This window comes from Opitutia bacterium ISCC 52, assembly GCA_014529675.2.
GTDB lineage: Bacteria > Verrucomicrobiota > Verrucomicrobiia > Opitutales > UBA2995 > UBA2995.
Genome location: CP076040.1, coordinates 3,925,896 through 3,940,509, shown reverse-complemented (window position 1 = coordinate 3,940,509; position 14,614 = coordinate 3,925,896). Strand labels below are relative to the sequence as shown.

Annotated in this window: 9 protein-coding genes and 1 pseudogene; 1 reads left to right on the top strand and 9 read right to left on the bottom strand. The window is 49.8% G+C overall.

Annotated elements, in window-relative coordinates; all coding sequences use genetic code 11:
- Positions 1 to 22: 22 nt before the first annotated feature.
- From GA003_16690 to nagB, 9 genes and pseudogenes are all read right to left on the bottom strand, one after another.
- Positions 23 to 1,837, bottom strand: coding sequence for a glycoside hydrolase (locus GA003_16690; GenBank protein ID QXD27631.1), 1,815 nt, complete (start codon positions 1,835 to 1,837; stop codon positions 23 to 25).
- An 86-nt stretch (positions 1,838 to 1,923) separates the two neighbouring features.
- Positions 1,924 to 3,480, bottom strand: a complete 1,557-nt coding sequence (locus GA003_16685) for an arylsulfatase (GenBank protein ID QXD27630.1) — start codon at positions 3,478 to 3,480, stop codon at positions 1,924 to 1,926.
- Between the two features lie 21 nt (positions 3,481 to 3,501).
- Positions 3,502 to 4,534: pseudogene (locus tag GA003_16680) on the bottom strand (DUF5009 domain-containing protein).
- Between the two features lie 23 nt (positions 4,535 to 4,557).
- Positions 4,558 to 5,958: a Gfo/Idh/MocA family oxidoreductase gene (locus GA003_16675; protein ID QXD27629.1), complete on the bottom strand. Its 1,401-nt coding sequence runs from the start codon at positions 5,956 to 5,958 to the stop codon at positions 4,558 to 4,560.
- Positions 5,959 to 5,990: 32 nt separating this feature from the next.
- Positions 5,991 to 7,457, bottom strand: a complete 1,467-nt coding sequence (locus GA003_16670) for a sulfatase-like hydrolase/transferase (GenBank protein QXD27628.1) — start codon at positions 7,455 to 7,457, stop codon at positions 5,991 to 5,993.
- A 143-nt stretch (positions 7,458 to 7,600) separates the two neighbouring features.
- Entirely contained in the window at positions 7,601 to 9,376 is a 1,776-nt protein-coding gene (locus GA003_16665; GenBank protein ID QXD27627.1) for a Na+:solute symporter, read from the bottom strand.
- 93 nt (positions 9,377 to 9,469) lie between these two features.
- Positions 9,470 to 10,318, bottom strand: coding sequence for a sugar phosphate isomerase/epimerase (locus GA003_16660; GenBank protein ID QXD27626.1), 849 nt, complete (start codon positions 10,316 to 10,318; stop codon positions 9,470 to 9,472).
- Entirely contained in the window at positions 10,315 to 11,343 is a 1,029-nt protein-coding gene (locus GA003_16655) for a Gfo/Idh/MocA family oxidoreductase (GenBank protein ID QXD27625.1), read from the bottom strand. Before GA003_16655 ends, GA003_16660 begins: the two co-directional genes overlap by 4 nt.
- A 68-nt stretch (positions 11,344 to 11,411) precedes the next feature.
- Entirely contained in the window at positions 11,412 to 13,343 is a 1,932-nt protein-coding gene (gene nagB, locus GA003_16650) for a glucosamine-6-phosphate deaminase (protein QXD27624.1), read from the bottom strand.
- Positions 13,344 to 13,440: 97 nt separating this feature from the next.
- Here nagB and GA003_16645 point away from each other — a divergent pair, with 97 nt between their 5' ends.
- A complete protein-coding gene (locus GA003_16645) occupies positions 13,441 to 14,382 on the top strand; it encodes an AraC family transcriptional regulator (protein QXD27623.1) in 942 nt (313 codons plus the stop codon).
- Positions 14,383 to 14,614 lie beyond the last annotated feature (232 nt).

Below are 14,614 nucleotides of genomic sequence, written 5' to 3'. Positions count from 1 at the left end.
GAAATACTCAGGGTAATTTTGACTAATCCACTTGAACCGAAACCGGTCCAATCAAGAAACCATTGTCGTCTGGTTCGAGGCTACTTTGCAAGTGGAGATAAGAAAAACCGTGGGGAAGGATCGGTGTGTGGGTGAAGGGGAAGGTGGCTGACTGGTTGGCCAATGAGATCTGAGCAGACTCTTCATCGTAGGACCATGTGATGGTTAAGGAGTGCCAGGTGTCAGGTACCAGGCGGATATCTGAATTGTTTAGGGTGCCGTCCGGGCGAATGTGAAGTAGAAAGGGGGCAACTGCTCGTACCTCTTCATCGATAGGAGCTAGCCAGCGATCATTCAGAGCAATCACTCCACCTTGACTGTCTTTAGGTAGATAGAGGCTGGTTTTCAACGTTCCGCTGCGACCTACAGGAAAATGCCAAAGGGCACCTTGCACAGAACTCACCAGCGACTCATCGGGGAGGTTTTTGAGCGATAGGACTTGTCGGGCTGAGTTTGCAGGATTCGCTACCAGCTCAGCTCCAGTTTGGCGGTTATAAGCACAATGCCCAACCACTCCGGCTTTGAATTGCTGGACATGCCAGGCATCTAAACCGTGGGAGAAATCGTCGGCTTGAGATTTTTCCAACAACCAATCGGGGTGCATGATCAGTAAGCTTCGTAGGGCCGGATGTTGCCCCGCCTGGACCAAGACGCGATCATCCTTGAGATCGATAACTTGCGATTGGTGAACGCTGCGGTCATTGGATGGGCCCACACCTCCGTGAGAGGTGCCAAAGTCGGGCTCGTTGCGAAGACGATTGCGAAGGATCTCACGAAATCCAGTCCAGGTTTTGCCTTCATCGTAACTGAGAGCGGCGTGCAGAGTATCCCGGTTCGTGAACACCTCCTGACGTCCCGTTTCCCAATCTTTCTTACCCTGCTCGCGTGTGTGATGGGGAGTCTCGGGTAAAGGCGAAGCATTGGTCCACACCAGCATGAGTCGACCATCCGGTAAGCGGTGAAAGGTCTTCATGGTGATCGTTCCCCAGAAAGGAGATGGACGAAGACGGCTCCAGGTTGCTCCCCCATCTTCTGAGTACGTTTCGTAATGCCGATCCAGAGACGCTCGGAGGAGGCACCAAAGGCGGCCGTCTTTCAGTTCGACGATGGTTGGTTCAACACCTGGATTCTGCCAGCGAAGCCCTTGGTGAGGTGGAGTGATGGTGTGATCCGGAACTTTTTCCAGATGCGCGGCATTCCAGGTAGCTCCACCATCATCACTGTGATAGATACTGGTCCAGCCTCCCGCAGGATTGAGGGAGTGGTTGTGTCCTGCAGCGATGATGCGCGACCCGTTTCGTATAAAAATGGGCGGTCGCATCATGATGAGTGCGCGATCGGTAATTTTCTGAGTGGTGGGAGTTACTTCCCAAGGATTCCCAGCCCACCTTGTCAGGTAAGGTTCTTTCCCATCCATGATGGCCAGCCAATCTCCGGTTTTTTTGTCCTGTTTTAGGCTGGTGGGTATATAGGTATGAAAGGGATCTTCTTTATACTCAGCTCGCTTGATCGTGAAGGGTTCTTTTGTCCAGGTCAGACCTTCGTCGTTTGAAATTAAGGTAATGATACCTTCAGGATTCCTGGCGGTACCCAAAAAGCCATGACTATGGATGCTTCCGTCAGGAGCTCTCCATAGTGAGCGGAAGGCATTGGCCGGTGGTGTGGCTACAAAGGTGGGTGTAAAGGGGAGTTCAGGTTGTTCCGATTGGGAACAGGCGCAAAGAACGAGCGGCAGAAAGAGAAGCCAATATTTGATAGTGTTTTTAGAAGTAGGATCTCCCATGATGGTCTGCGGCATCGCGAGGACGCGATTGCCCTACCATTTCCTATAATGGTAGGGCCACTGCATCCCTGCAGTGCCGTTGTGGTTAAATTTGTACAAAACTAGTCCCCCAACTGCGTGATCTTAAATTTCTCCAGTTCTGCAGGCCTATGCTCCTGCACCATGAGTAATTCTATCTTCTTCACGATCTCTGGATTCGCTGCTGCTACGTCTAGCTCCTCTCGAGGATCGGTTACCAGGTTGAATAACTGAATGTCCAGGTTGCCCTTAAAAATATTTTTGCGGATGCCTTTCCAGTCGCCCATTCGAACGGCTTGCTGCCCCGTGTAGGATGGAAATTCCCAATAGAGGAATTCGTGGGCCTTTTGTTCTTCTTTGCCTAGGAGTGTAGGTAGAAAGCTGATACCATCCGTGTCGGCTGGAGTTTCGGCTCCTGACACTTCGCATAAGGTGGGTAGTACATCCCAGAAGGCAGATATGTGCTCACTGGTTTGTCCGGGGTTTATCTTTCCTGGCCAACTAGCGATCATGGGAACGCGGATACCGCCTTCGTTCACAAATCCTTTGGCCCAACCATAGGCACTGTTGAAGGGTGCAGCGCTATCAAAGAAAGCCGAGTCACTTCCGCCATTATAGGTCGGACCATTGTCACTGGAGAAAACGATAAGGGTGTTTTCGTATTGGCCCATTTCTTTTAAGGTTTCAATCAGCTTGCCAACGCTCTCGTCGAGATAGGAGACCATCGCTGCGTAGGTAGCTCTGGGGGTTTGGTTGGGGAAGTAGCTTTTGTTACCAATGTAAGGCTCTTCTTTTCCAAGCTTTTCTTTGTAGTGATCGACCCAGCGTTGGGGCGCTTGCAGGGGCACATGAGGAATGGGAGAAGCAAAATATAGGAAAAATGGATGGTCCTGGTTTTCCTTCATGAAGCCGACTGCTTCATTGAGCATGAGTTCAGGCGTATAGTCGGTGAGTCGATATCTGGCATAACTCGCTTCGTCATTGGGATCGGCTCCTTCTTCGAGAGGTGTGCTTGGCGGAACGAGTTCGTTAGCCAATATATGTTTCTCTTCATTTCGCCATAGATGAACCGGATATAAGGTATGCGCCTGACGTTGGCAGTTGTAGCCGTAGAAAAAATCAAATCCCTGCTTGTTGGGAATACCTTCAGTGAGGGGTGCGCCCAGTCCCCACTTTCCGACGATTCCGGTTTTGTAACCGACGTTTTTTAGCAGTGACCCTATCGTGTTGGTGCCTGCTGGGATGGGGCGTTGTCCTTCCAGGTTTGGATCTGCAACTGCTTTTTCAAAATTCCAGGTGTCTCCACGTTCACTCCATTCATCATTCCCTCGAATGTAAGCATGACCACTGTGTTTACCGGTTAAGAGTATGCAGCGAGATGGCGCGCACACGGGAGAACCTGAGTAGTGTTGAGTGAAACGCATGCCTTGGGCAGCCAGTTCGTCGAGGTGTGGCGTCTCAATCAAGGTTTGCCCGTAGGAACCAAGCTCATTGTAGCCAAGGTCGTCAGCTAAGATGTAGATGATGTTGGGAGGTTTAGCTTCCGCGGCGGCTTCACGTTCTGCATCGGTGGGACCACAGCCGTTGAAGGTCAGTAATGCTGTGATTGAGCCAAGTAGGGGGACTAGGATTTTTTTCATGATAGGATGGAGAGTAGCTTCTTAAATTTTTAAGAATATCTTTCTTTTATACAGCCAGTAGCATAAATACCAGAAAATGAACCAGGTGATAAATGCGGTGAAAACTTGAATCAATTCTCCCCCAAACCCGATCGCCCCAAAAAATCCTTCCGTGAAAATCTTTACGTTCGGTGACAGCCAGCGAGTAGAGAGTGTCTGTGAAGCCAGGTAGATGAAGATGGAATTGGTACCCACGACATTGATGATGAATAACCAGCTGGGTTTCCAGCCACGTAAGTCGATCAGGTAGTAGAAAAGTGCTAGGATCAACAGGCACCAACCACCGCTGGCGTATATAAAGGAACCTGTGCAGATCCGTTTGATGAGTGGAATGCGGAGCGTGTCGCTGCCAAAACCCCAGTTCATGAGATAGCCCACGGTCAAGCCGATGAAGCCCGTGATTACTAACCACTTCAATTTTCCCTGGGCTGGCTTACTGTTTCTCAAGAGCATGCCCACTAGGACTCCCCAGATGGTATGAGCTGCGGTAGGGACGGCATTGAAAGCCACCCAGTGCCCGTTAACAGATATGGGATTCCGTAAAACGGTATCCATCCAGGCTCCGAAATTATCGTTCGGTGTGTATGGGTGGTTGAATCCTTCCACCCAAAATACTCGGTAAATAATGTCGGTGATGAGTATCAGGGCGATGGATATGCTAAGCTGTGTTTTCCATGGGAGCCTGAAAATCCAAAAAGCCACCAGAATGGTGAATGACAATCGCGCTCCAGGAGTCACCTTTGTCGAGTCGCTTATTGATCGAGTAGACCATGGCAACCCCCACAATGAATATGAAGGCTGGCTGCACCAAATCCCAGGCGCGGAGCCCATCCCAAGGGTGGTGGGTAAATTGAACGAAGAAGCCACGGAGTAAGCTATCTTCGCTGGTTAGGTTTACTAAGGATCGGTAGACTCCTGCGCCTTCCGCCACGAGTAGCAACATGACAAGACCTCGAAACAGGTCCAAGGATAGGAGACGCTCGGGCTGCTGAATGGAAGGTGTTGACTGAGCCATGGGGCTAAGGAGTTAGGAATTTATCATGAGACGATACCCAGAGGATTCGTTTTTCTCCACTGGCCACGAGTGAAGTCGGGGAATTTCTGTGAAGAACCGTGTTCATTTATAGAGGCTTCACTTAAGGGAGTGACCGCGCTCCAGAAACAACCTTCGTATAGGTTTTGATCGAGGGGCTCGCCCTTGCGCAAGCACTCGACCATCCGGTAGCGCATGAGGAAGTCCATGCCGCCATGCCCGCCCATACGTTCTGCCAAAGAACCCATGCGCTTGTAGAGTGGGTGATCGTGCTCCTCCATGAATGCCTGAAGGCCTTCACCTTGTGCCCAGCGGTGATGATCTTTGGTCGCGCCCGGCACTCCGCCCTCAAGAGCGACTCTTGTAGGGAAGCCAGCCAGTGTGCCTTTGGTTCCTTGAATCAAATTATGACGGGAGTAGGGGCGTGGGCTGGTTTCATCCCACTGGACCATAACCGTTCGTCCGAGCGTCGTTTTGATGATGGAGGTATTGATGTCTCCTCCTTCGTAGCTGAGCTGGTTCCATTGGTGGTCCGCCGGGTAGTTGTTTTCTGCATACAATGCACGTCCCTTCGCGGGTGATGAAAACGATACGATGCGATCGAAGTTATCTTCACCACGCGCCAGGTTCATATACTGGGCAACTGGACCGAGTCCGTGGGTTGGATAGAGATTCGCATTGCGCATCGCGTAATGAAAGGTACGCCAGCTACCGGTGCCGCGCTCGACCTCATTCATTTGAAAACGAAGTTCATGGATATAGGCAGCTTCTGCATGGAGGAGTTCACCAATGATTCCTTTTCGGCACAGGTTGAGATAGAGAAGCTCTTCCCGACCGTAGTTGACGTTTTCCATCATCATACAGTGCTTGCCGGTTGTCTCGGAGGTATCGACCAACTCCCAAAGCTCATCGTTAGTGAGGCCGAGTGGAACTTCTACAAATGCGTGTGCACCTTGCTTCATGGCTTCGATGGCCATGGGAGCGTGATCCTTCCAAGGAGTAGCAATTACAACTGCATCGGGTTTCACCTCCCGTAGCATTTTCTTCCAGCCGTTTTTCTTGCCGTGGTAAAGTTTGATAGACTTGTGGCGCTCACCATTGCCCGCTTCCTCGCAATTCTTGAGCGAGCGAGCGGCCAGGTCTTCATAGAGGTCGGAAATGGCAACGACTTCGGTACCTTCGATAGCAGCTAACTGTTTGGCATGCCCCACACCACGGGCACCGACTCCAATGAAGGCGATGCGGACGGTACCCAGTTTGGGGGCTTTAAAGTCACCCATGTATCTTGCGCCTGATGGTTTTGCGGGCGCGGCTGCCAAACGGCTGTTGGATGCGGCCAAGACGCCAGCTGTTAATCCTGTGACTTTCTTGAAAAAGCCGCGGCGAGAATCGTTGAAGAAGTTCATGATATGTCGGTGAAGTTATTTCTTAGGGAAAATTATTTTTTACCTTTTTCGTCGGCCCATTCGGTTGCTGACGGAACATTGCTTGTGCTCACAGGGAGCTCGGCTACCCAGGCTTCGTGGAGGCCTTGAAGTTGGGTAAGGATTCCTGGATGCTCCTTTGCGAAATCCATGGATTCGGAAGGATTCGTTCTCAGGTTTCGAAGGAACACACCTTGCTCGAGTTCGACCTTCTCTGTAGGGGATGCGCCGGGACCATGCACGGTGTGAAGTTTCCAGTCACCCTTACGAATGGACCACTCATCTGAGGTCTTCCAGTGGAGTACATCGTGTTGGTGGTTCGGATCTTCATTGGTGAGAATCGGAAACAAGTCGATGCCATCTGCAAACTCAGGCGTGCTTTGTCCAGAAGCGGTAAGAAAGGTGGGTAAAAGATCCAAAGCACTTACGATATTGTGGGAGACCTGGTTCTCAGGCAAGCTGCCTGGTTGACTGACAATAAGCGGTACGCGCGTTCCGCCTTCGTAGAGCGTGAACTTGCTTCCTCGAAGGGGAGTGTTCTCCGCATAGATAGGACGTGAACCACCATTGTCACCGATGTAGACAATCAGGGTGTCTTCACGCAAGCCGAGTTGGTCTACATGGTCTACTAATCGACCGACTTCCTGATCTAGATAGTGGAGTTGTCCCAGATAGTGTGCTCGACCATCGGGGTTGTTCGGACGACGTGAACGGTAGTACCAATCCAAGTAAGGTTCCTTTGTCGGATCCCAATCGCCATAGTCTTCAAGTCCGTGTTCTTCTAAATACGCTTCAGGCAATTGATGGGTAAAATTGTGAACGGCGTTGAAAGAGAGGTAGAGGAAGAACGGTTGATGCTGATTCCGACTTACAAAGTCACGAGCTTTCTCTCCGAAGATCTCAGTGCTCATGCCTTCCATGTCGACTTCGTCAATGCCATCACGAAAGGGACCCATGCCCCAGGAATTGCTGGGTGCTGGATTCTTGGCCCGAGCCGCATCAAATGCATCGATCGCTTCTTGATTGTGTATCATATAATGAATACGAGCGTTCTCGGATCCAAAGAATTCGTCGAACCCATGTTCTATCGGGAAGTTCCTGGCGCCCGGTCCATTGGGAGAACCGTAGTGAACTTTACCCACATAGCCATTGTTGTAGCCAGCCTCTTTGAGGAGTTCTGCCATGGTTGGTTGATCCCAGTTTGATATTCCGGGACCTCCATACCACTGCATGCCGAAGCGTTGTTGGTAGGCACCTGTGATGATTGCGCAACGAGAGGTGTTGCAGATGGGTGAGCTGGCGTAGGCTTGAGTAAAGCGTGTTCCTTGGGAAGCGAGCTTATCCAGATTCGGTGTCGAAACGTCATCCAGAATTCCATTCACAGAAAGATCCCCATAGCCTTGATCGTCGGAAACGATGAGGATGATGTTGGGCTTGGAATTATCAGGCTGACTCTTTGAACTGCATCCCCATGCAAGCATCAAGATTGCAGGGAATACTAGTACTGTAGGAGCATACTTGTTCGCGACCACAGCGAGTTCCCTAACAAATGGGTCGCGAATTACCGAGGCTTTAGTCGACAGCAAAGCGGAAAACAATTTGCTCCTACAATTCAACCTATGATTCATGATTCCGATGTTTGTGCTGAGATGATTTTGAAACCTAAACCTGCTGCAACAAGCAGGAGAATGATTCCTATCAGCGTCGATCCATAGATGATCTTACCGATTCCGAATAGAAATCCATACACGGCAAAGGTCCCCATGAGCATCGATCCAATTTGAGGAGCCAGAGATTCTCTAGGAGCTATGCCTTCGCCAAGAAGTTTACGGATTGGATTCCATCCATTTCCAGCTGGATGGACTTTTTTGTAAAACGATTTGAGGACAGACTCATCGGTCGCAGGAGTCATGAAGGTGACGACCAGCCAGACTGCGGTAGTAAGACCGACACTGAGTATGAGTTCCATCCACCACGGCATGCCGTGATCAATGGTTCTAAAGGCAACTGCAAAGATAAATGAAGCGATCATCGCACTCAGTTCGCTGAAGGCATTAATCCGCCACCAGAACCAGCGAAGCATGAATATTAACCCGGTTCCAGCTCCCACTTGGAGAAGGATCTGAAACGTATCCAATGCATTCTGCAACTGGAGTGCTAGGAGCCCGGCCAGAATCATCATAATGACTGTCGATATACGACCGACAGTAACCAATTGTTTCTCAGTAGCTTCCGGTTTCATGAAGCGTTTGTAGAAGTCGTTGGCGATGTATGAGGATCCCCAATTTAGATGGGTCGAAATGGTGGACATGTAAGCGGCTACGAGTGAAGCGAGCACCAATCCAAGCCATCCATTTGGCAGAAAGGTTAGCATGGCAGGATAGGCCATGTCATGCCCGATCGTACTGGGATCGAGGCCAGGGAATGCCGCTTGGATATCATCTAAAGTTGGGAAAACAACTAAAGAAGCTAGAGCGACAAGAATCCAGGGCCAGGGTCTTAGTCCGTAATGAGCGAAATTGAAAAATAGAACCGCTCCGGTAGCATGTTTCTCATCCTTAGCCGCGAGCATACGTTGGGCGACGTATCCACCTCCACCAGGTTCAGCGCCCGGGTACCAAACACTCCACCACTGCACGACCAGCGGAATGATGATTAAGGTCATCCAGAGATTGAGGTTTTGCTCTGAGGCTGCTCCTTCACCACCGGTTGGAGGTAGGAAGCTGAGCTTGTCCGCAACATTTGGATGTTCTAGCAAGGCTGAGAGCGAACCAATGTCTGTATGTCCGATAGCAAAATAAGCAGCCGCAACCGAACCGATCATCGCGATGACAAACAACAGGCAGTCGGTGAAGACAACGCCACGAAATCCACCCACGGATGAAAAGATGACGGTGGCCAACCCTGCCCAGAGTATTGATTGAAAAGGACTCAGTCCCAGCATCACTCCTCCAATCTTGATGGCTGCGAGTGAAACGGATGCCATGATCATGACATTGAAAAATACACCGAGATAGATAGCTCGAAACCCACGTAAGAACGCCGCGCTCTTTCCACTGTAACGGAGCTCATAAAATTCGATATCAGTTAACACTTCGGAACGGCGCCACAGTTTAGCGAAAAGGAAAACCGTGACCATACCGGTGATTAGGAAGGCCCACCACACCCAGTTTCCTGCTACACCGTTTTGACGGACAATGTCTGTTACCAGATTGGGTGTGTCGCTAGAGAAGGTCGTTGCGACCATGGAGAAACCAAGCAGCCACCAGGGCATTTGCCGACCCCCCAGGAAAAACTGTCCGCTGTCTTTTCCAGCAACTTTGGCTACTAATAAACCAACGGCAATGACGGCGAGAAAGTAGCCGATGATGAAGATCCAATCCAGGGTTTCGAGATGCATTATTTAAGTGGGTTGCTTACGAGCTTATAGAGTGAAGAATGGAGAGCCGAACTGGGGGCATTGAAGATGTGCTGGTATACTCACCATTTCCGCTTACATGGCAAATATCTTATCCATGGCGCGCGAGGTGTTTTCGATGAGTGTTTCGGGTGCGTATTTGTAAAAGGGAACAGGTGGAATCATTTCGGCGGCCACCCAGCCATCGTAACCCACTTCTTTAAGTGACTTCGTAACGGCCGGCCAATTGACATCTCCTGAAAGCAGATCACAAAAGCCATCCACCGTGCCCACGGCTTTTCGGAAATCTTTGAAGTGAGCGCGCTTAATGCGTTCGCCCAGGATCGTTATCCAATGTTCGGGGTAGCCAGATGCAAGGACGTTGCCTACGTCGAAATAACTTCCCACATGAGGCGTATCGAATTGATCGATGAAAAACTTCATTTCAAGCGGGCTGAGCAAGAACTTGTTCCAGACATTTTCGATCCCGATATTGACTCCCAATTCCTCGGCGAGAGGAACAGCAGATCTGATGAAATTGGTGGCTCGTTTGAGGGCCAGATCGTAAGGGATCTCTTCGCAGTCAGGAATGAAATCAGCTCCTACGGCTCCTGGAACCACAAGAATAGTATCAATGTGAAGACGTGAGGCGACTCGTATTTGTTTTTCTAATACTTGTCTTGCCTTCGCTCGTATTTTGTCTTTGGCGCTTGCCGGGTTGAATTCCCAATACATGCCGGTAGCTACACCACTCAGTGTGATGCCTTCATCGCTGGCTTGTTCAGCGATTGCATCGAGGTCTTCATCTGTGGAATCGAGGGTAATAGGTCCGTCACGACTGAGATCGATTTCGAAGCCTTCGAATCCCGCATCCTTTGCGATTTGGAATTTTTGTGTAAGGTCCCAATCACCATAGAAGGACCAGATGCTGATTGATTTTTTCACAAGCTGGGAACGGCTGAGGCAGATTCAATTTCATTGAGTGTAAGGGCTAGTGAAGATCGGGCATCTTCCAGCGTGGCAATGGCTGGAGCTTTCCCCTCCTTTAAACAATTTGTGAAGTAGAGGAGTTCATTGTAGTATCCTCCGAGATCAGAAACATTCCCTTCGTCTGCTGTCGATTCTCCAGAGTCCGGCTTTGCGATCTCCATTGATCGGGGTTCCTGGTCATGTTCACAAATCATGAGTCCTTTATCGTTTTTGGAATCGTAATCCAGAACGGCCTTTTCGTAGATAGCTTGAAAGGACATTTGGAAACCCCACTTCTCAGGGTAGTTCCACCCACCTTCGGTTGTGACGGTGAGATCTCCGTAGTCCATTAATGTGAAAATGTGGGCAGGTCCACTAAAGTCCTCTTTTATTCGACTAGTGAAGGACTTGGGTTCTCCTAGTAGAGCGAGGGCAAAATCGCTGTCGTGAATGTGAAGGTCCAATGCTGCGCCTCCAGAAAGGTCAGCGTTGTTCAGCCAATTGCTGGCTCCGTAGGCGGGGCGAGCGGATCGTCGAACCAGATTTAAGCTCAACAGTTTTCCTCCTTGCCCCGATCGATGGTAATCCATCAATGCCTGGTACTCGGGCCAGAACCGGATACAATGACCGACTTGAGCGAACGTGCCTGAAGCATTGGCGGCGGCTACTATCTGATCGGCTTCCTCCAGAATGAGGGCCAGTGGTTTTTCGCAGAATAAGGCTTTGCCGGCTTCAATCGTTTGTAGCGCATTGCCCAGGTGATGTTGAGTAGGCATGCAAATGTCCACGAAATCAGCTTCTGCTTCGGCTTCATTCAGAGATGCAAAAACGGGAATGGAGATGCCAAAAGACTTTAGTTTTTCTGCACTCGGTTCTGGACGATGGTCCACGGCCGCTACGAGCTCGACACCCTTTAATTGAGTGTAGATTTGGGCATGCATGCCGCCCATGAAACCGCAGCCGACGAGAATGCCTTTTAAGGTGTTGTTTGTTTCAGTCATGTAGTTTGATGAGGGTTTCGAAACGAATCGAAAACCCGATTTATCAGATAGGTAAAATGGCGAACGAATCAGCCTTCGAGAAGCTCGCTCAACTGGATTCGTTTAAAGGCTTCTATCGCTTCATACTCGGCCATACCTACATCGTCATAGGCTGAGGCGGTATCGCGGTTTAGCTCGTCCGTTTGTTGCCAGATCTCTTTGTGAGCAGCATCTCGCAGTGGAAATTGGCGCCGTTGGGAGCGATACTGGAAGCTTGCCTCTGTTTTGAGATTCAACTCGTCCGGGCTTAGAGGTACTGCCATGTCGATTTCGAATAGAAGCCATTCCTGAGCAAGGCCGCGGTAGCTCCAAAAATAAGTGTCATCAACCCAGGCTTCTGAAGCTGTGGTGGCCACTGCTTGTTTAAGTAGAGTGAAACAAACGCCTGCTACGGATCCTGGGTCTGCCAAACCGCCGGTGAAGTATATCTGGTGAGGTTTTACTGTTCGGAGTAGTTCGACCAGATCCTGGTGGTCTTTCTCGCTTGGATTGAATGCCCGGTAACGCCCCGTCTCATAAAACGGGAGTTCAAGAAATTTGAGACTCGATGGATCGATTTTTAGTAAGGCGGATGCATCTCGAGCTTCGTTGCGACGAATAAGAGATTTTACCTGACGGATGTGCGAAGACTCTGCCTTATCACCTTCGGCACTTTGAAGCTCTTCCAGAAGAACAGAGGCGAGTTTCCCCAAGCTGAAATCTTCCGCCAAGTTCTGATCCAACTCTTTTTCCATTTCACTCATCAGCGAAAGGACTTGGCGTGCCATGGTATCAGGAACAGCTAGATTTCCGGAGGTCAAATAGGCTAAAGTAATTTCGCTTCCTTGATTGTTGAGTCGATGAATCGTTCCTCCCATGCAGAGGATGTCCTCATCAGGTTCCGGGGCCAAAACCAATACGCGTTTGGGAAAGGGTTTTGCGCGTTCAGGACGACTGGTGTCGTCGGCATCCGGCTTGCCCCCGGGCCATCCTGTGATCGTGTGTTGTGTCTGGTTGAATACGCGAATGTTGATATCGTAGGCGGGTGCTACGTCGGTCAAAATTTCCCCTAGTCCGAACTCGTTGTAGTCTGAATCCTGTAATTTCAGGATGGGTTTTTTCGCTTTGTTAGATAGCCAAATAACGGCTTTGCGAATCGATCTGTCTGTCCACTCTACAGGACCCACTAGCCAGGGATTGCGAATGCGGGTGAGCGATTCCGACGCTGACTCATCGATAAAAAATCGAACATCCGGATGTCCTTGTAGTAAGCCAGCTGGAAGGTTTTCGTTGGGTTCTTCTTCCACCGCCTGCTGCACAACGCCGGCTTTTGCCTGACCCCAGGCCATGAGGACCACGCGTTTGGCTTTTAAAATGGTACCAACTCCCATAGTGATAGCGTAGCGTGGAACGTTGGCTTCGCCTAGGAAGTCGCGAGCGGCATCTCGTCGGGTTAAAGCATCCAGAGTAACCAATCGGGTTTTAGAGTCTCGGGTTGAACCCGGTTCGTTGAATCCGATATGTCCGGTGCGACCGATTCCTAGAATCTGATAATCCAGTCCCCCTGCTTCTGCAATCGCCTGCTCATATTCCGCACAATTCGCGTAAACCTTTGAACGTTCGGTTGTGCCCGAGGGTAGGTGCACCTGATCTTCCGGTATATCCACATGGCTGAAGAGTCGCTGCCACATGAATTGGTAGTAGCTTTCAGGATGATCGATATTCAGCCCGTAATATTCGTCCAGGTTGAAAGTGATAACATTGCGAAAACTCAGGTTTTCTTCCCGATGCATGCGAATCAGCTCACGGTAAACCGGTAAGGGTGTCGATCCTGTGGCCAGCCCAAGTACGGTTGTTTTTCCGCCTTTCGAGCGGGATTTGATTAAATCGGCGATTTCCTCCGCAACAACAGTCGCTGCAGCGTTGGAGTCTTGGAAAATCTTGGTGGATATCCGTTCAAATTGTTCTGCTTCTGTGCTCATTTTATGGGTAGATGCCAACTATAGCATTTATAGTCTGGTAAAAACTTTTCACATACTGCATCAAATTTAGCGTTTTCGATTGAATTGAAGGCTTCTTATGCGCTTTTCACTCTTACAGGATGCGTTGAATCTATCAGTGCCTGATGACTACTTTTCGGGCCGTACGGCGGAGGATATCTGTATCCCTCGCAACTTGATTGTGTTTTCCAGGAAAACGACTCAAGAGCTTCAGCGACGCTCCTTTGATGGTTATCCGCATCATCGATACGTGTTGCTCTTCAATTTGATGACTGAAGGAACCATGAATTTGGATGGGATTCATTGGCGCTTGAAGCCGGGCGATGCGATGATGGTGTTTCCCTACCAGTTTCATCATTTTATCGATTTGGCTGACACGAATTTGGTGTGGCTCTTCCTTACCTTCGAGCTAGAGCTCCCAACCGCTATGCAGGCGTTTCGGCATAGGATCCTAAAGATGGACAAGCGTTGCCATGAGCTTCTGGCCCGGATTATTGACCATTACCAAAAGGGCCAGTCCTTACTTCTTGGCTCAAATGTCAATAATCAAGAACTGACCCCTTTTCCTGTGGAGCGGTATAATCGTCGGCTGACTTTGGACTCTGCCATGTTGATCAATCATCTGCGGGAGAAGGTCAGGCATGAGGTCTCTGAAACGATGCAAGGTGGAAATATCAAGGGGTCATCGAATGCGCTCATCCGTGGAATCCAGGATTGTCTGACTTCGAATCCTGGGACTTTACAAAGTGTCTCGGACATCGCTCGTGCGTTGAATATGTCTGAGAGCAATTTACGGGCTGTGTTTCGGCAGCAGTTTAACATCAGCCTTGGAGCTTACATCAAAAACTTTCGCGCCCACCAAGCTATTCAGTTAATGCAAAACTCGAGCATGAGTTTTACGGATATCGCATTTGAGTTGGGTTTTACAACTTTGTCGTCCTTCTCACGTTTCTTTGCCAATACAATTGGGGAGTCTCCCAGACAGTATCGCAATAGCGTGACTAAGAGTGTGAAAGGGTAGGGGGAAACGGTTTCAGTGTTCAGGTGTCAGTAATAGAGTAGCACAAAATCTGGACTCTGCGAATACCAACACATATTACTCTAGTCATCCATGATGCGTAGTACCTTAGATGGTAGGGCTCGATCGCCGAGCGAGCCGTTGGCCAAAGAGTTTCGGACGGCTCGGCGATCCGTCCCTACCTAAATCACAATAATCCTTTAGAACTCGTTCGTTCTGAAGTCCTGATAAATGG

What these genes read in the sequence shown, in the direction of transcription:
- GA003_16685 (QXD27630.1), bottom strand. Translation starts at nt 3,480, where the DNA reads ATGAAAAAAATCCTAGTCCCCCTACTTGGCTCAATCACAGCATTACTG.
- GA003_16670 (QXD27628.1), bottom strand. Translation starts at nt 7,457, where the DNA reads ATGCTTGCATGGGGATGCAGTTCAAAGAGTCAGCCTGATAATTCCAAG.
- nagB (QXD27624.1), bottom strand. Translation starts at nt 13,343, where the DNA reads ATGAGCACAGAAGCAGAACAATTTGAACGGATATCCACCAAGATTTTC.
- GA003_16665 (QXD27627.1), bottom strand. Translation starts at nt 9,376, where the DNA reads ATGCATCTCGAAACCCTGGATTGGATCTTCATCATCGGCTACTTTCTC.
- GA003_16655 (QXD27625.1), bottom strand. Translation starts at nt 11,343, where the DNA reads ATGACTGAAACAAACAACACCTTAAAAGGCATTCTCGTCGGCTGCGGT.
- GA003_16690 (QXD27631.1), bottom strand. Translation starts at nt 1,837, where the DNA reads ATGCCGCAGACCATCATGGGAGATCCTACTTCTAAAAACACTATCAAA.
- GA003_16645 (QXD27623.1), top strand. Translation starts at nt 13,441, where the DNA reads ATGCGCTTTTCACTCTTACAGGATGCGTTGAATCTATCAGTGCCTGAT.
- GA003_16675 (QXD27629.1), bottom strand. Translation starts at nt 5,958, where the DNA reads ATGAACTTCTTCAACGATTCTCGCCGCGGCTTTTTCAAGAAAGTCACA.